The 23623-nt window shown below is 61.9% G+C and carries 22 protein-coding genes; 11 read left to right on the forward strand and 11 right to left on the reverse strand.

Features of this window, described 5'->3' with window-relative positions; all coding sequences use genetic code 11:
* Positions 1-19 precede the first annotated feature (19 nt).
* From BMZ10_RS22340 to dctM, 3 genes are all read left to right on the forward strand, one after another.
* Positions 20-1015, forward strand: a complete 996-nt coding sequence (locus BMZ10_RS22340) for a TRAP transporter substrate-binding protein (RefSeq protein WP_093467310.1) — start codon at positions 20-22, stop codon at positions 1013-1015.
* A gap of 103 nt (positions 1016-1118) precedes the next feature.
* Positions 1119-1751 (forward strand): TRAP transporter small permease, encoded by a 633-nt coding sequence (locus tag BMZ10_RS22345; RefSeq protein WP_093467313.1) that lies wholly within the window; start codon positions 1119-1121, stop codon positions 1749-1751.
* Positions 1751-3034, forward strand: a complete 1284-nt coding sequence (dctM, locus tag BMZ10_RS22350) for a C4-dicarboxylate TRAP transporter large permease protein DctM (protein ID WP_093467315.1) — start codon at positions 1751-1753, stop codon at positions 3032-3034. The genes BMZ10_RS22345 and dctM overlap by 1 nt, the downstream gene beginning before the upstream one ends.
* A 101-nt stretch (positions 3035-3135) precedes the next feature.
* Here the strand turns inward: dctM and BMZ10_RS22355 are convergent, their stop codons facing one another.
* Positions 3136-3633, reverse strand: coding sequence for a cupin (locus tag BMZ10_RS22355; protein WP_218147272.1), 498 nt, complete (start codon positions 3631-3633; stop codon positions 3136-3138).
* A 444-nt stretch (positions 3634-4077) separates the two neighbouring features.
* On the opposite strand from BMZ10_RS22355, the gene BMZ10_RS22360 reads away from it, so the two are divergent.
* Positions 4078-5412: a PQQ-dependent sugar dehydrogenase gene (locus BMZ10_RS22360; protein ID WP_093467318.1), complete on the forward strand. Its 1335-nt coding sequence runs from the start codon at positions 4078-4080 to the stop codon at positions 5410-5412.
* Between the two features lie 31 nt (positions 5413-5443).
* Here the strand turns inward: BMZ10_RS22360 and BMZ10_RS22365 are convergent, their stop codons facing one another.
* Positions 5444-6340: a DMT family transporter gene (locus BMZ10_RS22365; protein WP_093467321.1), complete on the reverse strand. Its 897-nt coding sequence runs from the start codon at positions 6338-6340 to the stop codon at positions 5444-5446.
* Positions 6341-6441: 101 nt separating this feature from the next.
* Here BMZ10_RS22365 and BMZ10_RS22370 point away from each other — a divergent pair, with 101 nt between their 5' ends.
* Both BMZ10_RS22370 and BMZ10_RS22375 read left to right on the forward strand, forming a co-directional pair.
* Positions 6442-7776, forward strand: a complete 1335-nt coding sequence (locus BMZ10_RS22370; RefSeq protein WP_093467324.1) for an aminotransferase-like domain-containing protein — start codon at positions 6442-6444, stop codon at positions 7774-7776.
* A 175-nt stretch (positions 7777-7951) separates the two neighbouring features.
* Complete coding sequence (locus tag BMZ10_RS22375) at positions 7952-8623, forward strand: ATPase (protein ID WP_093467327.1); 672 nt, start codon at positions 7952-7954, stop codon at positions 8621-8623.
* Between the two features lie 107 nt (positions 8624-8730).
* Here BMZ10_RS22375 and BMZ10_RS22380 read toward each other — a convergent pair whose 3' ends face one another.
* Entirely contained in the window at positions 8731-9135 is a 405-nt protein-coding gene (locus BMZ10_RS22380) for a RidA family protein (RefSeq protein WP_093467330.1), read from the reverse strand.
* Between the two features lie 142 nt (positions 9136-9277).
* Between BMZ10_RS22380 and BMZ10_RS22385 the strand changes: the two genes are divergently transcribed.
* Positions 9278-10225, forward strand: coding sequence for a LysR family transcriptional regulator (locus tag BMZ10_RS22385; protein WP_093467333.1), 948 nt, complete (start codon positions 9278-9280; stop codon positions 10223-10225).
* 48 nt (positions 10226-10273) lie between these two features.
* Here the strand turns inward: BMZ10_RS22385 and BMZ10_RS22390 are convergent, their stop codons facing one another.
* Together BMZ10_RS22390 and BMZ10_RS22395 are read right to left on the reverse strand one after the other, a co-directional pair.
* The gene (locus tag BMZ10_RS22390) at positions 10274-12697 is read right to left on the reverse strand and encodes a glucose/quinate/shikimate family membrane-bound PQQ-dependent dehydrogenase (RefSeq protein ID WP_093467336.1); all 2424 of its coding nucleotides are present in this window, start codon (positions 12695-12697) and stop codon (positions 10274-10276) included.
* Positions 12698-12947: 250 nt separating this feature from the next.
* Complete coding sequence (locus BMZ10_RS22395; RefSeq protein WP_093467339.1) at positions 12948-13373, reverse strand: NUDIX hydrolase; 426 nt, start codon at positions 13371-13373, stop codon at positions 12948-12950.
* Positions 13374-13544: 171 nt separating this feature from the next.
* On the opposite strand from BMZ10_RS22395, the gene BMZ10_RS22400 reads away from it, so the two are divergent.
* Positions 13545-13937 carry an ester cyclase gene (locus BMZ10_RS22400; RefSeq protein ID WP_093467341.1) on the forward strand — a complete coding sequence of 131 codons (393 nt, stop codon included), beginning with the start codon at positions 13545-13547 and terminating at the stop codon, positions 13935-13937.
* Between the two features lie 3 nt (positions 13938-13940).
* Here the strand turns inward: BMZ10_RS22400 and BMZ10_RS22405 are convergent, their stop codons facing one another.
* Genes BMZ10_RS22405 through BMZ10_RS22415 form a run of 3 tightly spaced genes read right to left on the reverse strand, consistent with a single transcriptional unit; the run spans position 13941 to position 17825 of the window.
* Positions 13941-15158 carry a cytochrome c gene (locus tag BMZ10_RS22405; RefSeq protein ID WP_093467343.1) on the reverse strand — a complete coding sequence of 406 codons (1218 nt, stop codon included), beginning with the start codon at positions 15156-15158 and terminating at the stop codon, positions 13941-13943.
* A 10-nt stretch (positions 15159-15168) separates the two neighbouring features.
* Complete coding sequence (locus BMZ10_RS22410) at positions 15169-17361, reverse strand: xanthine dehydrogenase family protein molybdopterin-binding subunit (RefSeq protein ID WP_093467345.1); 2193 nt, start codon at positions 17359-17361, stop codon at positions 15169-15171.
* Between the two features lie 11 nt (positions 17362-17372).
* Entirely contained in the window at positions 17373-17825 is a 453-nt protein-coding gene (locus BMZ10_RS22415) for a (2Fe-2S)-binding protein (protein WP_093467347.1), read from the reverse strand.
* A 319-nt stretch (positions 17826-18144) separates the two neighbouring features.
* Here BMZ10_RS22415 and BMZ10_RS22420 point away from each other — a divergent pair, with 319 nt between their 5' ends.
* From BMZ10_RS22420 to BMZ10_RS22430, 3 genes are all read left to right on the forward strand, one after another.
* Positions 18145-18423, forward strand: a complete 279-nt coding sequence (locus BMZ10_RS22420) for a DUF2790 domain-containing protein (protein ID WP_093467349.1) — start codon at positions 18145-18147, stop codon at positions 18421-18423.
* Between the two features lie 420 nt (positions 18424-18843).
* Positions 18844-19605 (forward strand): SDR family oxidoreductase, encoded by a 762-nt coding sequence (locus tag BMZ10_RS22425; protein ID WP_093467351.1) that lies wholly within the window; start codon positions 18844-18846, stop codon positions 19603-19605.
* Between the two features lie 90 nt (positions 19606-19695).
* The gene (locus BMZ10_RS22430) at positions 19696-20337 is read left to right on the forward strand and encodes a response regulator transcription factor (protein WP_093467353.1); all 642 of its coding nucleotides are present in this window, start codon (positions 19696-19698) and stop codon (positions 20335-20337) included.
* An 18-nt stretch (positions 20338-20355) separates the two neighbouring features.
* Here BMZ10_RS22430 and BMZ10_RS22435 read toward each other — a convergent pair whose 3' ends face one another.
* The 3 genes from BMZ10_RS22435 to BMZ10_RS22445 all read right to left on the reverse strand — a co-directional run bounded on the left by BMZ10_RS22435 (position 20356) and on the right by BMZ10_RS22445 (position 23611).
* Positions 20356-21954: a PAS domain-containing sensor histidine kinase gene (locus BMZ10_RS22435; protein WP_177182195.1), complete on the reverse strand. Its 1599-nt coding sequence runs from the start codon at positions 21952-21954 to the stop codon at positions 20356-20358.
* Positions 21955-22236: 282 nt separating this feature from the next.
* Complete coding sequence (locus tag BMZ10_RS22440; RefSeq protein ID WP_093467357.1) at positions 22237-23037, reverse strand: alpha/beta fold hydrolase; 801 nt, start codon at positions 23035-23037, stop codon at positions 22237-22239.
* 37 nt (positions 23038-23074) lie between these two features.
* A complete protein-coding gene (locus tag BMZ10_RS22445) occupies positions 23075-23611 on the reverse strand; it encodes a carboxymuconolactone decarboxylase family protein (RefSeq protein WP_093467359.1) in 537 nt (178 codons plus the stop codon).
* Positions 23612-23623: the final 12 nt, after the last annotated feature.

Genomic DNA, 23623 nt, shown 5'->3' on the forward strand with positions numbered 1-23623 from the left:
CAATAAGAAGGTGATATCGATGTTGAAGCTGACCAAGGCGCTTTTCTGCGCCGCCGCAGTGTCCGTGGCCGGCATGGCACACGCTGATCCAATCGTCATCAAGTTCGCTCACGTCGTGGCGGAAAACACGCCAAAAGGCCAGGGCGCCTTGATGTTCCAGAAACTCGTCGCCGCCGATCCGGCATTGAAAGACAAGGTCAAGGTCGAGGTGTACCCCAACTCTTCGCTGTTCGGTGACGGCAAGGAAATGGAAGCCTTGCTGTTAGGCGACGTCCAGATGCTTGCGCCGTCCCTGGCCAAGTTCGAGCAGTACACCAAAAAGGTGCAGATTTTCGACCTGCCGTTCCTGTTTAACGACCTGGCTGCCGTCGACCGTTTCCAGCAAGGGCCGCAAGGCAAGGCGCTGCTGACCTCGATGGATGACAAAGGCATTCACGGTCTGGCGTACTGGCACAACGGCCTGAAGCAATTGTCGGCGAACAAGAAGATGGTCGAGCCCAAAGATGCACGCGGCCTTAAATTCCGCGTCCAGGCCTCCAGCGTGCTGGAAGCGCAGTTCGTCGCGCTGCACGCCAACCCGCGCAAAATGAGCTTTGCCGAGGTCTATCAGGGCCTGCAGACGGGGACCGTCAACGGTACCGAGAACACCTGGTCGAACTACGAGAGCCAGAAGGTCAACGAGGTCCAGCCGTTCTTCACCGAATCCAACCACGGCCTGATCGACTACATGGTCATCACCAACTCCAAGTTCTGGAACGGCTTGCAGCCTGACGTGCGTGACGAGATGCAGAAGATCATGGATCAGGTGACGGTGGAGGTGAACAAGCAGGCCGAAGCGCTGAACCAGACGGCCAAGCAGAAGATCATCGACTCCAAGACCAGCGAGATCGTCACGCTCACCCCCGAGCAGCGCGCCAAATGGCGTGAAGTCATGAAGCCGGTCTGGGACAAGTTCTCCGAGGAGATCGGCGCGGACCTGATCAAGGCTGCGGACGACTCGAACAAGGCGCCTTGAGCCCTCAAGCGCTTTGATCCATCCAGGCATCGCCACGCGCGGTTGATGCCTGCGGGGCCACCCGGTTGCGGGTGGTCGCCCTCTCTACGTTCGGAGAACTTTTATGCAATCGCTGACGCGACTCTGGGAGCACCTGGAGGAGGGCATGATCGCCTTTCTGCTGGCTGCCATGACGCTGGTGACTTTTGTCTACGTGGCGCTGAACAACATTTACACGCTGTTTTATACCCTCAGCGATCAATGGGCGGTCAGCAGTGATTTTTTCGCAGGGATTGGCGATCACCTCATGGGTTACGCCCAAGGCATGACCTGGAGCGTGGCGCTGACCAAGGCCTTGTTTGGCTGGCTGATTTTCTTCGGCATTTCCTACGGCGTGCGCACGGCCGGGCATCTGGGCGTCGACGCGCTGGTCAAGCGCACCAGCAAACCGGTCCAGCGAGCGCTGTCGCTGATCGCGTGTCTGGCCTGCATGGCCTACGCCGCGCTGTTTCTGGTCGCCAGCTATAAGTGGGTGTCGGCGCTGTTCGTGGCCGGCATCGGTGCCGAAGACCTGGACCGTTATGGGGTCAAGACCGCCTATATCGCAGTCATCGTGCCCATCGGTTTCACCCTCGTGATCCTGCGTTACCTGGAAATTCTCTACCGCATCTGGACCCACCGGCAGACAGGCCTGGGCCTGGCCGATGAGGCGGCGGAAGCGAGCAAGCTGGCCAATCCTGGTGAGGAGCAACACTGATGACGGTTATCTGTTTGTTCCTGTTGCTGTTCGTGTTCATGTTCCTGGGCGTACCCATCGCGATCTCGCTGGGCCTTTCGGGCGCCGTATCGATTCTGCTGTTCAGCCAGGACTCGTTGAGCTCGCTGGCGATCAAGCTGTTTGAAACGTCAGACAGCTACACCTTTCTGGCGATTCCGTTTTTCCTCTTGTCCGGCGCCTTCATGACCACCGGTGGCGTTGCGCAGCGCCTGATCGACTTTGCCAACGCCTGCGTCGGCCACATCCGCGGCGGCCTTGCGATCGCGGCAGTGCTGGCGTGCATGTTGTTCGCGGCATTGTCCGGGTCGTCGCCTGCGACCGTCGCGGCGGTGGGCTCGATCGCCGTGGCCGGGATGGTGCGCTCCGGTTATCCAAAGGAATTCGGTGCCGGGATCATCTGCAACGCCGGTACGCTGGGCATTCTGATCCCGCCCTCGATCGTGATGGTGGTTTATTCGGCGGCAACGGAGACCTCGGTCGGCAAGCTGTTCATTGCCGGTGTGGTGCCGGGGATTCTGCTCGGCGTGATCCTGATGGTGGTGATTTATATTGTGGCGCGGGTCAAGAAGTTGCCGGCCCAGCCGCGGGTTTCCTTTCGTCAGTGGCTGGCGACAGCCCGTCGGGCATTCTGGGGCCTGCTGTTGCTGGTAATCATCCTTGGCGGCATCTACAGCGGCATGTTCACCCCGACCGAAGCGGCGGCGGTGGCGGCCGTGTATTCGGCGTTCATCGCCCTGTTCGTCTACAAAGACATGAGCTGGCGCGACTGTCCGAAGGTGTTGCTGGAGTCCGGGCGGCTGTCGATCATGCTGATGTTCATCATCGCCAACGCGATCCTGTTCGCGCACGTGCTGACCACCGAACAGATCCCGCAGCAGATCACCAACTGGGTGATTTCCGAAGGGCTGACCCCGATCGGTTTCCTGATCATGGTCAACGTGGTGCTGCTGGTGGCCGGCAGTTTCATGGAGCCGTCGGCCATCGTGCTGATCCTGGCGCCGATCTTCTTCCCGATCGCGACCAAGCTTGGCATCGACCCGATTCACCTGGGCATCGTCATGGTCGTGAACATGGAAATCGGTCTGGTGCACCCACCGGTCGGCCTGAACCTGTTCGTGACCTCGGCAGTGACCGGTCTCACGCTGGGCCAGACGATCCGTGCAGCCCTGCCATGGTTGTCTATCCTGTTGTTATTCCTGGTACTGGTGACCTACGTGCCGTTCATCTCCCTGGCATTGCCGAACTGGCTGGGCATGCCGTAGGGACACCGATACACCCCGAACTGTGAGCGCAGTGCCTTGGCCCTCGTCGACGTGAAGTCTTCGAGGGCTTTTTTATGGCGTTGCTCAAATGAGCATCTCGCTCAGGGCTGCTTCCACCAGTGGGTCAGCGCGGGTTGATTGCCGGTGACCGGGTCGGTGACAGGGAAGGGCAGGCTGGCGATGCGCTGCAACATCGCCTCCGTCGGCGCCTGTCTGCAAATGTCCCAGTTCTGTCCGGGCGGGTAGCCGCCAACCACCAGAAAATCATCGCTGGCCCACAGACGGCAGTGGCCAGTGCCCGACGGCAGCAGCACGACGTCGCCCTTGTTCACCGTGACCTCGTGACCGTTCGGCCCGCCGAGCATCAGCCGCGCTGAACCCGCCGCGAAGCCGAGGACCTCATGAGCCGTCGAATGGTAGTGGTGGTAGTCGAAAACGCCGTCGCGCCAGGCCGCTTTCCAGCCGTTGCGACTGAACAGCGCTTCCATCGCCGAGGCCACGTCGCCTTCGGTGATGACCGCGGTGTAGTGCAGCACGGGTAGCCGCGGATTGTTCGGCACCCAGTTGTTGCGTTGCAGCATCAGCGTCCGTGGTTGCATGGTGGTACCCCGGCTGCGGTGGCCTTCAGCGCCAGTGAGCCAACGCTCACGACCAGTGCGCCCTTAATGAAATGTCGTCGATCGAACGTCGTCATGTGGATCTCCCTTCGGCAGGGCCGACGACGCCGTCCGTGTGTGGATACAGCCCTGTCCTGTCTGTGATGTTCTCGCCTGTCGGTTGGTTCATCGCGGCGTGCATCTGCCTCGTTTTGCCTGCATCGTCACGCCGGCCCATCCGGACATCGGCGGCCCAGCAGTTATCCCGCCGCCTCAGCGCGGGCGAGTGAACCGGCGGGGGCGTGGCGTGGTCGGTTGATTCGTGACTGAAGGGCAAATGTCATTTGTGTCCCCTGTGCTGTTTGCTGGCGGCCTACATGGCGATACTCGCCGGTCTTTGTCAAACCGGATAATGGGCCCAGGGATGGCCGTCGCGAGGATATAACGATGATTGTGTTGCGCCGTTTTGCACTGCTGATGACCGCCGCTGCGTTACTCGGCGGGTGCGGTGAATCTTCCAGGCTGCCGTTCCAGGCCGGTGTCGGCCCCAAGCCACAACTGCCCGAGCCCACGACTTCACTGATCCCCACGCTCAAGGTGTCCAAAGCCGTGGGCTGGACCGGCAACGACATGCCCAAGGCGCCGGACGGTTTCAAGGTCAACGCGCTGGCCGACAACCTTGACCACCCGCGCTGGCTTTACAGCCTGCCCAATGGCGACGTGCTGGTTGCCGAGAGCAACAAGCCGCCCAAGCCTGAAGGTTCAAGCGACGGCGGCACCGGGGTGATGGCGTGGATCAAGCGCACCGCTTCGGGCATCGTCATGAGCCGCGTCGGGGCCGAAGCGCCCAGCGCCAACCGCATCACGTTGTTGCGCGATGCCGATGGCGATGGCCGCGCCGAGGTGCACAAGGTCTTCATCAGTGGCCTGACGTCGCCGTTCGGCATGGCGCTGGTGGGCAACGAGCTGTTCATCGCCAATGCCGATGCGGTGGTCAAAGTCCCGTACAGCGAGGGCCAGACCGAAATCACCGCCACGCCGGTCAAGGTCACCGACCTGTCGGCGGGCATCAATCACCACTGGACCAAGAACATCATCGCCAGCCGCGACGGCAGCAAGCTGTACGTGACGGTGGGTTCCAACAGCAACGTGGGCGAAAACGGTCTGGAAGCGGAGCAGGGCCGTGCGGCGATCTGGGAGGTCGATGTGAAGACCGGCCAGAAGCGCCTGTTTGCCAGTGGCCTGCGCAACCCCAACGGTCTGGCATGGAAACCGGGCAGCGACGAACTGTGGACCGTGGTCAACGAGCGTGACGAGATCGGCAGCGACCTGGTGCCCGATTACCTGACGTCGGTCAAGGACGGCGCGTTCTATGGCTGGCCGTGGAGCTATTACGGCAACCACGTCGACAGCCGCGTGCAACCGCCACGTCCCGACAAGGTGGCTCAGGCAATCGCGCCGGACTACGCGCTGGGCACCCATGTCGCACCACTGGGCCTGACCTGGTCCGACGCCCGCGGAATGCCGGAAAACTTTGCCGAAGGCGTCTTCGTCGGTGAGCACGGTTCGTGGAACCGCAATCCGCAGGCGGGTTACAAAGTGGTTTTCATCGGCTTCAAGGACGGCCAGCCGTCCGGCATGCCGATGGACTTCCTGACCGGATTCCTCAACGCCGACGGCGATGCGCAGGGTCGTCCGGTGGGTGTGATCCTCGACAAGCAGGGCGCCTTGCTGGTGGCCGATGACGTGGGCAACAAAGTGTGGCGCGTCAGCCGGCAGTGATGCCGCTGGCAACGGTCAGCCGGGTGCGTCGTCATCTGGAAAACCGACGCGCACCGGCAACGCACAGTATCACCGCCACGGTCACGGCCAGCATGCCCATGCTCACCCGTTCATGCAGCAACGTGGCGGCCAGTGCCAGGCCGAAGAACGGCTGCAACAGCTGCAACTGTCCCACCGCTGCAATGCCGCCCTGAACCAGCCCGCGGTACCAGAACACGAAGCCGATCAGCATGCTGAACACCGACACGTACCCCAGGCTGAGCCAGGCGGGCAAGCTGACGTGGGTCAGTGAAACCGGTGCGGTGAACAACGTCAGCGCCAGCATCGACGGCAGCGCCAGCACCAGCGCCCAACAGATGACTTGCCAGCCGCCGAGGGTCCGCGACAGTCTGGCGCCTTCGGCATAACCCAGTCCGCAGACGGTGATGGCCAGCAGCATCAGCAGGTCGCCTGTCGCAGACGCGCTCAGCCCTTGACTCAGCGCGTAACCCACCACCAGCGCGCTGCCCAGTGTCGAGAACAGCCAGAAGGCCGGACGCGGGCGCTCGCCACCGCGCAACACGGCAAAGGCAGCGGTGGCCAACGGCAACAGGCCGACGAAGACGATCGAGTGTGCTGAAGTCACGTATTGCAGCGCCAGCGCGGTCAGCAGCGGAAACCCCACCACGACGCCCACGGCCACGATGGACAGTGACAACAATTGCTGGCGGTGTGGGCGTTTCTCCTTGAGCAGCATCAGCATGCACAGCGCCAGCGCTCCGGCGATGGAGGCTCTGGCGACGGTCAGGAACACCGGGGCAAATTCCATCACCGCGATTCGCGTGGCGGGTAACGAGCCGCTGAAGATTACTACGCCGATCAGGCCGTTGAGCCATCCCGAAGAGGCGTTGGCGGTGCCGTGGTTGTGCAGCTTCGATGCTTGATCCATGTGCGTCTGATCCCTTGATGGCCCGATTCGACCGGTTGCGGTCTGCCGATGCTAGGGCGCAGAATCGATACAATCAAAAAATTGTCATGGATACATCACCCATGCCCCGCGCCCGTTACAAGACCGTCGTTGACCGCTTTGCCGCCGACATTGCCTCCGGTGCCTTGCCGCCGGGCACGCGCCTGCCGACCCACCGGCATCTGGCGGAGCAGGAAGGGCTGGCGCTGGTGACCGCATCGCGGGTGTACGCCGAACTCGAAGCGATGGGGCTGATCAGCGGCGAAACCGGTCGCGGCACCTTTGTCCGGGAAACCGCGCTGCCGCTGGGGCATGGCGTCGATCAGCAGGCTGCGGCGGTGGGCGTGCTCGACCTCAATTTCAATTATCCCGCCTTGCCCGGGCAGGCCGAGTTGTTGCGCACCGGTTTGCGTCAATTGGCCTTGTCGGGGGATCTGGAAGCGCTGCTGCGTTATCAGCCCCATGCCGGACGCAGTCACGAACGCACCTGTTTTGCCCGTCATCTGACGGAGCGCGGACTGGCGGTAGAAGCCGAAGAAGTCCTGATCGTCAGCGGCGCGCAGCATGCGCTGGCGGCCACGGTGCTGGCGCTGCTCAAACCGGGCGACGTGGTGGCGGTCGATGCGCTGACCTATTCCGGCTTCAAGGTGGTTGCCGAAGCGCACCGGCTGGAACTGGTGGCCATCCCGATCACCGACCACGGGCCTGATCTGGAGGGACTGGAACAGCTTTGCCGGCGACGTCGGATCAAGGCGGTCTACACCATGCCCACGCTGCACAATCCAATGGGTTGGGTCATGGACCTGCCGTGGCGTGAGCGCCTGGTCTCGATGGCCCGCGATCACCGCTTGCTGCTGATCGAAGACGCGGCGTATGCGTTTCTGGCCGATCATCCGCCCGCGCCGCTGAAGACGCTGGCGCCGGACCTGACGGTTTACGTATCGGGGTTCTCGAAAAACATCGCAACCGGGCTGCGGGTCGGCTACGTCGTGGCGCCGCTGAAATGGGTCCCGGCATTGGAGCGGGCGATCCGGGCGACCACATGGAATACGCCTGGCGTCATGACCGCGCTGGTCTGTGGCTGGATCGACGATGGCACGGTCCGGCGTCTGGAGGCGCAGAAGCGCGAAGATGCGAAAGCGCGTCAACGCCTTGCCCGGCAGGTGCTGGACGGCCTGAACATCGTCAGCCATCCGGCGTCTTACTTTCTGTGGCTGCCGCTGCCCGAAGAGGTGCGCGCCGATCAGGTGGCGATGGCGTTGCTGTCCGCGAACGTGTCGGTGTCGACCGCCGAGCCCTTCGCCGTTTCCGGCATTGTGCCGCACGCGATCCGGCTGGCGCTGGGCTCGCTCGAGCGGGACGCGCTGGAAGTCGCGCTGCATAAAGTCCGCCAGGTCATTGCCGGATTTGCCTATTGATCAGTCTGCTTAAGCATAGCGCCGGGCGGCTTTATTCGATTCTGGGTAAAGGTCTGTTTCCGCAGACATACCATTCGCGAAATCGATAGTTACCATCATCCTTCGCGAGTTCTTTTTTTTTCTGGAAGGAGGAGGATAGAGCCATACCGAACTGGCTTGAGAAGGACCCGACGCGATGAGAATTTCAACCCTGCTGACACTTGTCGCCGTACTGGCCGGTGGCTTTGCCGCCACTGCTCCTGCCTCAGCCGCAGACGAACAAGCCTGCCATTTCCAGCCGGTCGCCGACAGCGGTGTGGCACTCAAGCATTCCCAGAGCGTGGGCGTGATCTACAGCGAAAACACGGTCAGCACGCTGGAGTATCTGGAGCGCTATCACTCGGTCGCATTGAAAGGCGTGAAGAATGGCGCTCTGGACGCCCGGATCCGCGATGCATTCGTCAGCAGCTCCGACCCGAAACTGGCCATCGACTGGCTCAAAGCGTCACTGCAGAAGGAGTTCGCTTCAGTCACCGTCTATGACAGCCTCGATGCGGTGGTGCAGGCGCACCCTGATGTGGTCGTCATGCTCGACACTTACAACCGTCTGGTGACTCAGCGCAACTCGCAGGTCGAAGCCCGCTTCGTCGCCAAGTTCTATGACGCCGATCTTCAGTACATCGGCAAGGCCGAGGGCCTGGGCGCCAAGGAGCTGTCTTCGGTGTGGGTTCACGACAAAGCCGCGCCCGAGATCGCCGCTCAGATCAACCAGCAGCGCGAGTTGCAGATCAACGCGCTGAAACAGTTCGACGCCTCGCTCAAGGCGCTGGTGACCACCGGCGCTACCGCCGAGGTCGCCAGCAACTGATCCGTCACCTTCCGCGACAGGCCACACGTTCCGCTCATCGAGCGGAACGCCACCCTCCCGGCCTGCCGCGCCCGCTCAACTCTCTTGTCGCTTTCAGTCCAACCCGCTCATGCCTGGCGAGCCTGCGATGCTTTCGCGATCACTTTGATTTCAAAATCGAACCCGTAAAGCCAGGTCACGCCAACGGCGGTGATCGTCGGGTAGGGCGCGTTCCCCCAGAACTCCGGCACCACTTCCCAGATTTTTTCGAAGGTATTCGCCGGGTCGACCATGAACACCGTGACATCGACCACGTCGTCGAAGGTGATGCCGGCAGCGTGCAGGATCGCGTTCAGATGGGTGAAAGCCAGCCGCACCTGCGCCTGCAGGTCGGGCTCCGGCGAGCCATCCTCGCGGCTGCCCACTTGTCCGGAGACGAACAGAAAGCCATCGGAGAGGACTGCCGGGGAGTAGCGGTTGCGTTCATAGAGCGCGTGGCGGCCTGGCGGAAAAATCACGTTGCGCTGAGTCATGTGTTGCCTCCATCGATGGGCCGACAACGGCCCTTGATTGACGATGAAGCCACTGTAGGGACTTGAACCGGGCGGATAAACGCGCAAGCTTAGTCAGCACTGTTTGGCAAACCCAAACAATCACTGATCTTCTGGAGCTTGAATGGACCGCTTCGACGCGATGCAGGCCTTCGTGCGGGTGGCGCAGACCGGCAGTTTCACCAAGGCCGCTGACACCCTGCACATGAGCAAGACCACCGTCACGCAGCTGATTCAGCAACTGGAAGCGCGTCTGCGCGTCAAGTTGCTGAACCGCACCACGCGCAAGGTCAACGTCACCGCCGACGGCGCGGTGTATTACGAGCGCGCGGTGCGTCTGCTGCTCGATCTGGATGACGCCGAAACCAGCCTGTCCGCCGCTGCTGCATTGCCTCGCGGGCGCCTGCGTGTCGACGTGCCCAGTCCGTTCGCGCGGATGATCCTGATCCCGGCGTTGCCGCAGTTCCACGCCCGTTACCCGGATATCCAGATCGACCTGGGCGCCAGTGACCGGATGATCGACCTGATCGGCGAGAACGTCGATTGCGTGGTGCGCGGCGGCGAACTCACCGATGAGTCGCTGATGGCGCGCCACATCGGCGATCTGCAGTTGGGCGTCTACGCAGCGCCGTCCTACTTACAAAGGGTCGGTTCGCCGGCGCACCCGCACGAGCTCGAAAACAGTGATCACCGGGTCGTCGGCTACCGCTGGGCGCGGACCGGCAAGCTGTACCCGCTGATCATGCAGCGCAACAACGAGACCGTGCAGGTACAAAGCCGCTACGTGCTGTCGGTCGACGACGGCAACGCGTTTCTCGCGGCGGGGCTGGCAGGATTGGGCGTGCTCTGGCTGCCGGACTACATGGCGCGTGACCACGTGGCGAGTGGCGAACTGCTGCCGCTGTTCGAGGATTGGCGTCTGGACACCCTGCCGATGTACGTGGCATTTCCGCCCAACCGGCACATCAGCATCAAGCTTCGCGTGTTCATCGACTGGATCGTCGAGTTGATGGCCGATCGCGGACCGGGCGTCTCCGGGCGCCAAGGTACAGGTGAAGCGTCCGGGCAATAAAAAAACCGCTGCCACCCGGACAGGCGACAGCGGTTTTTTTGCGGCTGCTTACTTGCTGTCCGGCAGCGCGTAGGCGATCACGTAATCGCCACGGTCCGCCGACTGGCGAGCGCCGCCTGCGGTGATGACGATGTATTGCTTACCGGTTTTCGGCGAGACGAAGGTCATCGGGCCGCCCTGGCTGCCGACTGGCAGGCGGGCTTTCCAGGCTTCTTCGCCGTTGGCGCTGTTGAAGGCGCGCAGGTAGTAATCCTGGGTGCCGGCGATGAATACCAGCCCGCCCTGAGTGGAGAGAGTGCCGCCCAGCGTCGGCATGCCGATTGGCAGCTGCATGTGCATCTTGATGCCCATGGGGCCGGTGTCCTGCACGGTGCCGACCGGCACTTGCCAGGCGATCTTGCGGGTCTTCATGTCGATGGCGGTCAGCGTGCCGAACGGCGGTGCCTGGCACGGAATGCCGGCGACCGACAGGAAGCGGTTCTTGTTCACCGCATACGGCGTGCCTTTGAGCGGCACGGCGCCCATACCGGTGTTCAGCGCTTCACCGCCTGAGGAGGCGATCGCGTCTTTCTGCTGAGGGACCATCTGGCTCCACAGGCCCAGACGCATGTCATTGACGAAGATGAAGCCGTGCACCGGATCGGTCGACAGGCTGCCCCAGTTCATGCCGCCCAGCGATCCCGGGAAGCTCAGCGAAATGTCGGTGCCTGGCGCGGTGTACAGGCCGTCATAGCGCATCTTCTTGAACGAAATACGGCACAGCAGCTGATCGAACGGCGTGGCGCCCCACATGTCCGATTCGGTCAGGGTCTGCGCGCCGATCTGCGGCATGCCCACCGATTTGGGCTGAGTCGGCGAATACGGCTCGTTAGGGATGTTCGATGGCTTGACCGGCACTTCCTTGACCTCGGTCAGCGGTTGGCCGGTGTGACGGTCCAGCACGTAGATCTGACCGGCCTTGGTGCCGATGACCACTGCCGGGACCTTGCTGCCGTCAGCCTTGGTGAAATCGATCAGGCTCGGCTGCATCGGCAGGTCGAAGTCCCACAGGTCGTTGTGGACGGTCTGATAGACCCACTTCTGTTGACCGGTGGTGGCGTTCAACGCCAGAACCGAGGCGCCGTAGGTGTGGTCGAGCTGGGTGCGTTCAACGCCGTAGATGTCGGTGGACGAGCTGCCCATCGGCAGGAACACGGTGTTCATCGCCGGATCGTAAGACATCGGCGCCCAGCTGTTCGGCGTGCTGCGCACATACGTCTTGTCGCCCGCCGGAGCCTGCTTGTCATCAGGATTGCCCGGGTCGAAGGCCCAGCGCATTTCACCGCTGACCACGTCGAAACCTCGGATCACACCGCCAGGCATGTCGGTCTGCACGTTGTCGGCCACGCGGCCGCCAACGACCACGGTGGTGCCGGCCATCAGCGGCGCCGACGACAGTTGGTAGTACGAGTCCGGCACGTTACCCAGACCGGCTTTCAGGTCGATCTGGCCATTGTCACCGAAGCCTTTGCACAGCTCGCCAGTGTCGGCGTCCACAGCAATCAGGCGCGCGTCGATGGTGTTGGTCAGCAAGCGACGCTGGCAGTTGGCGCCCGCAGGGACGGCAACCGGCGCGGCAGGCGTGCTGTCATCGGTGGGTTGCGCGACTGCGGCGGTGGCGTCGAAATACGCCAGGCCACGGCAGCGCTGCCAGACGGCGGATTTGGCGTTGGTTTCGTGCTTCCACAGCTCTTTGCCGCTGTCAGCGTCCAGCGCAATGATGTTGTTGTGCGGGGTGCAGATGAACACTTTGTCGCCGACCTGCAGCGGGGTCATCTGATCTTCGGCGCCATTGCCGTCGCTGATGGCGACATCACCGGTGTGGTAGGTCCAGGCTGGAACCAGTTTGGAGACGTTGTCGCGGTTGATCTGATCCAGTGCGGCGAAGCGGCCGCCGCCTTCGTCGTTACCGTAATGCGCCCAGTCTTTCTGCGCCTTGGTCGGATCGACTTTGGTCAGGGCCGGGCCATCACCGGTCGGCGCCACGGAGGCGTGAGGCTGGAACATGCCCCAGAAACCCGCGACCATGGCAATCGCCAGCACGCCGCCGAGCACATAACCACCGCGACCGCCCGCCAGGCCATTGGCCTTGCGCAGGGTCGGGTAGACCAGCGCCACCAGCAGGCTCAGCACGCCGAGGGCGAACAGGCGCGACACCAGCGGCCAGAAATTCAGGCCCGCATCGGCCACTGCCCAGATCACGGTCAGGATCATGGCGGCGGCGAACAGCCAGGCGCCCAGCAAGCGCTGCCTGAACAGCAGCGCGGAGCTGACGATCAATCCAAGACCGGCAAGCAGGAAGTACCAGCTGCCACCGAGCGTGACGAGGTAGCCGCCACCTGCCGCGAAAAGTAATCCAAATACCAGCACGCCGAGCGCGACGACCCAGATGGGCCAGCGACTGGCGGATGCCGAAGGTCGAGACTTAGTCATGTTGCATGATCCTGCTGACACATGAACGTTCGCGAGAACGTCAAGAGTGGTGGGGACAACGTCGTTCGTGTCGATGGCCAGCGGATGCGAGCAACGGCGGCCATCAATCGTGTAATTAACCGGTTAGTTAATTCACATAAAGATACCAAAAAAACCGTGTCCTGCGGCAAATTGTCCCCGGACTCACGGGATAAACACTCTTGTGCAATTGGTAATAATGCGCTGCGTCTGCGGGCTTGACCGCTCTGGGTCAGCGGTCTCGGGCCAGATAATCACGCAGCCGTGCCTGCAGCCGATCAATCCCGTTGTCCATTGTCAGGTACGCCTCGATCGTCATGACCTGCCAGCGTTGGCCTTCATCGCCGAATATCACCTGGTCGAACACGCCGTGAGCCACATGGGCGACGAAAAACCAGGTGTCCAGCCCGTTGACACCCTGACCGGGATACAACCGCTTCCAGACGATGCTTGACGGGTCCAGGGCCAGGCCGAATTCCTCCAGTGTCTCGCGCAGCGCGCATTGCTCCGGGGTTTCATCGCCCTCCCGGCCGCCGCCGGGCAGGTCCCAGAGATTGGGCCAGGGAATGGTGGGCTTGTCGTCGCGCAAGTACGTCAGCAGTTCGCCGTTGCAGATGACGGCAATCTTCGCGCCGGAAAAAGGAGGGTGTGGGGCCATGGCAGCGCCTTCTGGAAGTGTGCGGTTAACTTAGCACCGGTTCGCCCGTCATGTGGAACGATCACCCCGATTGGCTGCCCGAATCTTCAACTGCAACGAAGGTGTTCGACAGTGTGTCGATCATCACGGTCGCGCATCGATGTCACATCAGTTCAGGCGAGGAGGGGAATGATGAGCAGCCAGGCCATCAGCGAGCGTTATCGTGGCTACATCGACTGCCTTAACCGGCAGGACTGGAAGGTATTGGGCGATTTCGTCGCCGAGGATGTGCAGTACAACGGCCAGCGCATCGGCCTGAGCGGTTACCGGCAGATGCTCGAGAACGACTTCCGCGCCATCCCGGATCTGCACTTCAACATCGATCTGCTGATCGCCGAACCGCCGCACGTTGCTGCCCGGTTGTATTTCGACTGCACGCCGGCAGGCGAACTGTTCGGGTTACCGGTCAATGGGCAGCGGGTGCGGTTCAGTGAAAATGTGTTTTACGCATTCGACGACGGCCGCATCGTCACCGTCTGGTCGGTGATCGACAAGGCCGCCATCGAGGCGCAGTTGCCGGGCTGAGCGTCAGTGCAGGGCGCTGGCGCGGTTCTTCGCAACGTCTTCGGGCTTGATCTCACCATTGCTCTGGCCGAAACGGCGCAGGACAAAGGTGCTCACCGCTGCCAGTTCCGCATCGCTGTAGCTGCGTGCGAAGTAAGGCATACGTTGATCGGCACGGCTGGCCAGCGGCGTGTGGCCCTCGAGCAGGGTGGCGACGAGGTTTCTGCCGGACGGGTCGTTGACGGTTTTCAGCCCTGCCAGTCCGCCGGTCGGTGATTGCCGGCCGCTGCCATCAAGCCTGTGGCACGCCACGCAGGTGTCATTGAACAGCTTCATGCCAAGCCCCTTCTGCAGCGCCGCATCGTTGACCACCATTGCCGGGCGCGCGATCCCTTCGGCGCGCGCAGGCGTGCTTTTGAGGTACACGGCGATGGCTTTCAAGTCAGCCGGGTCAAGCCAGCGCAAGCTGTGCTCCACCGCGTCGGCCATCGGTCCGCCTGCGCCGCCGAAGCCTGCCGCATAGCCTTTGGACAGGTAGTCGACGATCGCCTCTTCAGGCCATGCGCCGATCCCGTACTGGCTGTCGGAACTGATGTTATACGCCTGCCAGTTGCCCAGTTCGGCGCCCGCCAGCGATCGGCCGGTGCTCATCGCCTGGAACAGGTTACGCGGGGTATGGCACTCGCCGCAGTGGCCCGGGCCCTGTACCAGATAAGCGCCGCGGTTCCATTCCGCCGACTGCTTGGGGTCAGGTACGAAGCGTTCGTTGGAGGCGAATATCATGTTCCAGAACATCATTCCCCAGCGCTGATTGAACGGGAATGACAGTTTGTTTTCCGGGGGCGCCTGCCTGACCGGTTCAAGGCTGAACAGGTAGCCCTTGATCGCCAGAATGTCCTCGCGCGACATTAAGGTGTAGGACGTGTATGGGAAGGCCGGGTAGTAATGCTTGCCGTCCTTGCCGACGCCTTTCTGCAGAGCGTCGACAAACTCGTCGTCGGTCCAGTTACCGATGCCGGTTTCCTTGTCCGGTGTGATGTTGGGTGAATACAGGCTGCCAAACGGCAGCTTGAACTCGAGACCGCCGGCGAACGGCTTGCCGCCGGGCACCACGTGGCAGGCCACGCAATCCGCCGCACGGGTCAGGTATTCGCCCTTGCTCATGGCCGGTGTTTCGCTCGCATGGACGCTGACAGCCAGGCAGCTGGCCAGCAGTCCGAGCGCACGCTGGAAATATTTCATGATGCGCTCCTCAAACAGTGAAATAGCCGGAACGGCTCAGGGGCAGACGACGCTCGCGAACGCCGGTGGCCGCGAACAACGCGTTGACCAGCGCGGCCGCGGCCGGCACTGCGCCGGTCTCGCCCACGCCGCCGGGCGTTTCGACGCTGTCGACGATGTGCACCTCCACCGGTGGCGCGTCGCTCATGCGGATCTGCCGATACTCGTGGAAGTTGGTCTGCTGGACCTGGCCGTTTTCGATGAGGATTTCGTTGAACAGTGCCGCCGACAGACCGAACAGCGTTCCGCCTTCCATCTGCGAGGCCACCGAGGTCGGGTTGTTGGCAAAACCGCAGTCGATCACCGTGACCAGTCGCTTGATGCGCACGCCCTTGTCGCCCTGTTTTTCCAGCTCGACGACGGTGGCAACGAAGCTGCCGAACACCGCTGTCACCGCCACGCCACGTCCGGATCCGGCCGGCAGCGGCGTGTCCCAGTCAGTGAGTTGCGCGGCTCTGGTCAGCACCGCCTGCGCCCGCGGTTGCGATTGCATCAGCCCGAGCCGGTATTTCACCGGGTCAACCTTGGCGTTGTGCGCCAGCTCATCGATGAAGCACTCCAGTGCGTAGGTGCTGCGCAGCGGACCTACGCCTCGCCACCAGGAAACCGGTATCACTTGCGGATCGTGGCGGATATACCGCACTTGCAGGTGAGGCAGGGTGTAGATCGGGTCCTTGGCCACTTCCACGGCGTCGAAATCGACCCCGTCCGGCGGCAGCCCGCCCAGGTATGCTGCCACCACCGAGGCGCCCGCGATGCGGTGTTCCCAGCCCACCGGCCTCAGGTCCTTGTCCAGTGCCGCGGTCAGCCGGTCAACGTAATGCGGACGATAACGGTCATGCGTCATGTCCTCTTCACGGCTCCAGATCAGCTTGATGGGATAGCTCAACTGACGGGCAATATCGACGGCCTGAAAGATGAAGTCCGATTCCAGACGCCGACCGAATCCTCCGCCGATCAGCTGGTTGTGGATCACCACCTTTTCCATCGGCAGGCCGCAGACCTTGGCGGCGCCCATCTGGGCAAGCCCCGGCGCCTGGCAGCCGACCCACAATTCGCATTCGTCGGCACGTACGTGCGCCACGCAGGTCATCGGCTCCAGCGGCGAGTGGGAAAGAAACGGCTGTTCATAAATGGCTTCGAAACGGCTGGGCGCGTTCTTCAGGGCATTGGCGATGTCGCCGGTCTGATGAGCGAAGACGCCGTCGCCAGCGCTCGCTTCGAACAGGGATTTGTCCAGCTGCGCGGAATCGAGACCGGCGTGTGGACCCATGTCCCATTCGATGCTTAGCGCCTTGAGCGCCTGCTGGCACGCCCAGAAGTTGCTCGCGGTGACCGCGACGGCGTTGTCCAGGCGCACGATGTCGCGCACGCCGGGCACTTTGCGCGCAGCGTCCTCATTGCCGACAGTGCGAAGCTTGCCGCCCGACACCGGGCAGGTGAGGGTGGACGCGATCAGCATGTCCGGGACTTGCAGATCGATGGTGAATTTCGCGCTGCCGTTGACCTTGTGCGGTGTGTCCAGACGCTGGGCCGGTTTGCCCAACAGCTTGAACTCGGCGACCGGCTTGAGCGGAATATCGGCGGGCAACGGCAGCGCCGCGGCGGCGTCGACCAGCTCGCCATAGCCCGCGCTCTGGTTGTTGGGCCCGATGACTCTGCCGTTCTCGGCACGGCATTGGCTGGGCGCGACGTTCCAGCGGATGGCCGCCGCCTGTATCAGCACGATGCGCGCACCGGCGCCGGCCTTGCGCAGCGGCTCCCAGGTGTAGCGCGTGGACGTAGAGCCGCCGGTGGCCTGGAAGGTCAACAACGGGTCAGTGTAGAGCGCAGCGTTGGGCGGCGCCTCGGCGATGGTGACCTGGCTGAGCGGGACTTCGAGTTCTTCGGCGACCATCATCGCGATGCCGGTCTGCACGCCCTGGCCCATCTCGATCTTGGGCGAGATGACGGTCACAGCCCCAGTCTGGTCAACGCGAACGAAGGCGCCATAACCTTTCTCAGCGTTGTCGCCCAGATTCGCGCCTTTGATTGCGCCAGCCGCGAAGCTGCGCGACACCATCGGCGGCAGATAGGTGCCGACGACCAGACCGCCGAGCAATGCACCGCCCTTGAGCAGCCCGCGACGCGAGAGCATCGTGGCGGATGTTTGTGTATCGGACATGATGACTTCCTTCAGGCCTGACTGACGCTTTTGATGGCGGCACGAATGCGCGTGTAGGTGGCGCAGCGGCACAGGTTGCCCGACATGGCATTGACGATCTGTTCGTCATTGGCCTTGGGATGTTCCTGCAACAACGCGACGGCCGACATGATCTGCCCGGACTGGCAGTAGCCGCATTGCACGACCTCATGTTCAAGCCAGGCTTTCTGTACGGCCTGCCCAATGGCTTGTTCGCCGACTGCTTCGATCGTGGTCACCTTGCGACCAGCGACCGCACTCACGGGCAATACGCAGGAGCGCACGGCCTGGCCGTCAAGATGCACTGTGCAGACACCGCACTGCGCGATGCCACACCCGTATTTGGTCCCGGTCAGACCCATCACATCCCGCAGGACCCACAACAGTGGCATGTCGTCGGGGACATCCAACTGGTGTTCCTGACCATTGATCATCAATTTCTGCATCGTAACCTCTGAAGGTCATCACGGTTGACGCGCATGCTTGGCAGAAGGGTCTTCTGTGGCCTGCGCAGGCTTCGGTTTGTCTCGTTCGTCCCGTGCCAGGGCCGGGCCGTTATCGTTTTGTTCAGTCGGTTAACAGCAGAATCGGTAAGGGTCTATTACTGGTATTGATGTAATCAACTTAGACATCAATAGCGCTGATGGACCCTATCGATTTTAAACATTTATCATCTCCGAAGTTTCCAGCAAGAATGGGCACCAGAAGCAAACGACAAGACGCTTTGCTTACTTACTGAACATACCTACTTTCTGGAGATTCAAAATGAAATATTTAGCCTTCGCCGCTCTTTCGATGGTCAGTGTATTTGCATCGGCCAATGAAGTTGCCAGCACTTCCGTCAGCGCCCAGCCACTGAGCCAGGTCGAGCAGTATAACCGCCACAAAGGCATCGATGTTGCGAAAGTCGTCAGCATCAAAAATGCCCAGGATCCTGAAAAAGTTGATGGCCTGGTGAACTCCAAAATGGTCTATGTCGATGGCGCCGGTGTGACTCGCACTCTGGACTACACCATCATGGGCTACGGTCGTCAAAATGGTTGATCGTCACGGCCCGCAAGGCTCGCTGACGAATCGCTTTCCCTGAAAAACGCTGCAGTCGATGCAGCGTTTTTTTTTGCCTGCACATCGCGTATGCCGGTCCGGGCAGCCTTCAGATTCTCGATCTTCAGCGCAGGAACGAAAGTGCTGCTGCGTTTGACCGACGATCGCCCGCGCGACGCTGCTTACAATAGCACCCTGTTACGTTCGACAACCCTAACCCATGGTATGAATTGACCCTGATGATCAATCGGGCCTAACTTCTCTCCGGTCACTACCGTTCAAACACCGCATCCCGTCATTTGCCGTTTCAAGAAGGCAAATAACTTCCCTGCGCGTGCCTGTCAGGCAAAGCCATTATCAGGCAACGCCACTATTTAGATCCGCGCCTTTAATAAATGCGCCGAATCAGGAATGAATACCATGCATATGACCGACAACACTATTTTCATCACCGGCGGGGCATCCGGCATCGGCCGCGGTCTGGCGGAGGCTTTTCACAAGCTGGGCAACACCGTCATCATCGCTGGCCGTCGCAAGGCGCTGCTCGATGAAGTCACCGCTGCCAACCCGGGCATGCAGAGCATCGAGCTGGACATCAACGACCCCGCCAGCATCAACGACGTGGCGCAGACTCTGATCCAGCGTTATCCGGCGCTGAACGTGCTGGTCAATAATGCCGGCATCATGCCGTTCGACGACGCGGCGGGGCACATCGACGACGCGACGATGGTCGGCACCCTGACCACCAACTTCATGGGCCCCGTGCGACTGACGTCCGCATTGATCGAGCATCTGAAGTCGCAACCGCGTTCGGTGATCATCAACAACACGTCGGTGCTGGCCTTCGTGCCGCTGGCCGGCAACGCCGTCTACTCCGCAACCAAAGCGGCGCTGCACTCCTACTCGCTGTCCCAGCGCTTTACCCTGCGCGACACCACCGTGACCGTCCAGGAAATCGCGCCGCCGTGGGTGAACACCGATCTGATTTACAAAGGTGACGATCCACGCGCCATGCCGCTCGATGCCTTCATCGCCGAAACCATGGCGGGTCTGGCCACCGACACGCCGGAAGTGATCGTCGAAGCCATTCGTCCGCTGCGTGACAACCCGGGCTCGCAGGAACACGGGTTGATTCATGGATTCAATCAGTCGCTGGTGGACAATCCGATTCCGGTAAGCTAATCCCTTATCAAGCGCAGGCCGCGTCGAACGCCGGACGTTCGACGCACGCTGCAAGCGCCGTTTCCGTTTCAGTCACGCATGGATTTCAGGATGGGCACCGCGAAAGCCGCAAAACCCGCAACCGTTGAAGCTCCGGTGGTCTTTGTCGTCGATGACGACGATGTATTGCGCGGCGCGCTGGGCAGCCTGCTCAGGTCGGTGGGTTACACCGTCGCCGAGTTTTCCAGTCCCCAGGACATGCTCGATCACCCACTTGCCGATTCGGCCGGGTGTCTGCTGCTCGACGTGCGTTTACAGGGCTACAGCGGCTTCGATGTGCAGTTGGCGCTTTCGGAATCCGGCAGCGGCATGCCGATCATTTTCATGACTGGCCACGGCGATATTCCGATGTCGGTGCGGGCGATGAAAGCCGGTGCGGTGGATTTCTTCGCCAAACCGTTCCGTCAGCAGGATTTGCTCGACTCGGTTGCCCGAGCGGTGGAGGATCACCGTCAGCGCGTCGAGAAGCAGCGCAATCTGCAGCTGATGCGTCATCGCTTCGAGTCCCTCACGCCTCGGGAGAAACAAGTGATGCGTGGCGTGGTGGATGGCCTGCTGAACAAGCAGATAGCGGGCAATCTCGAGATCAGTGAGATCACCGTCAAGCTTCATCGCGCCAATACCATGCGCAAGATGGGCGTCGGCACACTGGCCGATCTGGTCCGGGCGGGGCGGCAACTCGCGCTGTCGTGAATGCCCGCTTGGCGTCCTTCAAACCGCTTGCGTGCTGGCGGGTAAACCGGGAAACGTCAGAGTAATTCGCGCCCCTGTCCGGCCATCTTCTCTGTTCGCCAGACAAATCGTTCCGCCGATGCCCTCGATGATCGAACGGCAGATCGGCAATCCCATGCCCATTCCCGTCGGCTTGGTGGTGAAGAAGCTCTCGAAGAGTTTTTCCAGATGCTCGGGTGCGATGCCGGGGCCACTGTCGATGACGTGAACTTCAATCGTGCCGTTGCGCAACTGCCTGCTCTGGAGTGTCAGTTCGCGCGTCGGCGAATTGGCCGAGGCCATCGCCTGGGCTGCGTTCATCAGCAGGTTGACGATCACCTGTTGCAGAAGCACGCGATCGGCGCGGACCATCGGCAGCGTCGGGGCCAGATTCAACACCGGTTCAACGGCATTCCTGGTCAGCTCGTGACGCGTGAACTGCAGCGATTCGCGAATCACATCATTGAGCGCCACTTCGACTTCTTCTGCCGGCCTGCGCAAGGCCATGCTGCGAATACGCTTGATCACATCATCGGTGCGCTGCGCGTCATCGACGATACGCCGAAGCGCAATCTCGACTTCCTTCAGATCGGGTTCCGGACGCAACAGCCAGCGCAGCCCGGCTTCGGCGTAAGTGGAAATCGCCGCCAGCGGCTGATTGATCTCGTGGGCGATGGAGGCGCTCATTTCGCCCAGGCTGGAAATGCGTGCGACATGCGCCAGCTCGGTCTGCATGACTTCCAGTGCGTGGCGCGCGGCGACCTGCTCGGAAAGGTCGATGATGCCGATCAGGATGATGCCCTTCGCAATGTTTTCCTTGGAGAAACACGCGGTGAACAGACACTCCAGCTCGCGGCCGTCGATGGTTTTCAGGCGCGTGACTTCGATGTTGTTGGGCTGTTTCGCAAGGGATTTGACGACACAGCGGGCGTAGGTCTGCAGGCTCGCGTCGGGCCAGTACCGGTCAACCGAGCCGAGCATTTCCTCACGGTCGCCACGCCCGAACAGCCTGACGCTGTGATCGTTGAGGTCGACGATCCGGGTGTTGCGCAAATACTCGCGAATCACTTCCGGGTGTTCAAGGAAGTAACTTTCCAGGTCCGTCACACCGGATTCGAGCAGGGCTTTGAGGCGCACGCCGACGCCGGTGAAGTCCAGCTCCCAGAATGAAGCCGCCATGGCCTGAAACAAGTTGCGGTAGCGGTATTCGCTTTCCTTGAGGCGCTGCTCGGTTTCTTTGGTCGACGAGATGTCGTGGGCGGTTTCCAGAATACCAATCGGATTGCCGGCAGCGTCGCGGCGCAACGACCAGCGCGCATTGACCAGGCAGCGATTGCCCGAGCCGGTCGTGCGGTAAAGTTCGCCTTGCCATTGGCCGTCGGCGAGCAGTCGGGTGTAGGGATCTTCGTCGTTTTGCGCCGGCTCGCACTTGAGCATGGTTACCGCGTCGTTGCCCACAGCCTGTTGGGAAGGCCAGCCATAGAGCGACTCTGAAGCGGAGTTCCAGAAATGGATCGTTCCGCCCATGTCTCGTACGAATACCGAATCGTGAAACAGCTCGAGAACTTCGGCCTCCGCGCGAGTAATTGGTCGCGGCATTTTGCCTCCCTTGGGACTGCTTAAAAGATGCCGCAGTACACGCGGATCGGGCATGTCTTCCCCCTTAGGGATGTCGTGCTCCATCACAGGTGTCATTGTGTGGCGATAGAGGGCTGTGGCAGGCCATGTGCGGCCTTTGTCCTTATGAGCGCATGATCGTCGAACAATACTAGCGGAGAAATATGCAAATCAGTGCAGCACCTGCACTGCGGCGACGAAAGTGAAGACGTGACGCCTTCGGGAAGGCGTCATCGGGGTGGGCTGGGCACTCGCATTGAGCGGCTAGACATGGTTTTTGAGAAATTCGACGGCATTTTCCATGGTCTTCGCATCGCCGAGGATCCGCCGATGCCCCAGCCCTGTCGTGGTGACCAGGGCCGAGGTCGACCAGGCGCCGTGCAGGGCCAGCGACTGCGCCACCGTGACGATCCGGTCTTCGGTGTCGTGAATGATCAGCCCCGGATGGGACAGACGTGCGGTCAGCGCGGGAAGGTCGACCGAATCGAGCGGTACGCCGACGAAGGCCTGCGCCCAATCGCGAAAGGCCTGGGTCTGTTTCTGATCCAGTCCGTGGGCGCGGGCAGTGCCCATGACCACCTGGGTCAGCGAGGTAGGGCCACTGATGTGCACGCTGCCGCCTACCGACAGCCCGTTGGTGAACGCCCAGAGCGCCGCAGTCGACCCGGCCGAGTGGGCGATGACGCCGGCTACACCGTCCAGTTGCGAGGCGATGGCCAGCGCGGCGCGGCCGGCGTGGATCATGCTCGACACCGCTCCGGCGGACTCTCCATGGGCCGGGGCATCGAACAATACAACGGAAAACCCGCCGCCGAGCAGCGGCTTCACGAGGCCCGACAGGTGTGAGCCTCGACTGCACCAGCCGTGCATCAAGAGAATTCGCGGGCCCTTGCCGAACGTCCAGAAGGCGACGTCATCACCGCCGACCGACACCGTTGCGTGCCGCCCTTTGCTGAGGCAATCAAGCTCCTGAGGCGACGCCGGGGCCCGGTCGGGGATGGCGAATGCCTTGCAGGCCGCCGCGATGCTCGGGTCGGACGACAGCAGGTTGGGGGTCGTATTCATCAGTGAACCCTTCGAGCGCGCAGAGGCTGCTGATGTGTCATTGAGGTTTGGGGAAATCGACGACGGTATCGTTGATCCGGTTAAACACGTTGGTGAAGGTGATGACCGTGATCGCCAGGGCGATGTGCACGACTTCTTCGCCGCTGTAGCCAGCTTCCAGGAGGGCATCCACCTGCGCCTGCGGCAGCGTGCCGGGATTGAGCGCCAGGTAGCGCACGAACGTCACCAGCGCATCGCGCCTGGCGTCGCCGGTCGACTGACCTTCGCGGATCTGGTGCAAGGCATCGGTGGACAGGCCCACCAGCTTGCCGACCATGCTGTGGGCCGCCACGCAATAGTCGCAACCGGCCAGTTCGCTGATCGCCACTTTCACGGTTTCCTGATCCTGCTTGCTCAGCGGACCGCCGGCCAGGACTTTGTCGACCGCCAGCATCGCCTTCAGCGCTTCTGGCGCCAGGGTGCCGAGGGTGGCATACGCGTTGGGAACCTTGCCCAGCGCCTGCTTGATGCTGGCGAAGACCTCGGCAGTTGCGCCGCTTGCCTGATCTGCCGAAACCGCTGTGAAACGTGCCATTGCGCAATCTCC

Source organism: Pseudomonas sp. NFR16 (genome assembly GCF_900108875.1).
Classification (GTDB): Bacteria; Pseudomonadota; Gammaproteobacteria; order Pseudomonadales; family Pseudomonadaceae; genus Aquipseudomonas.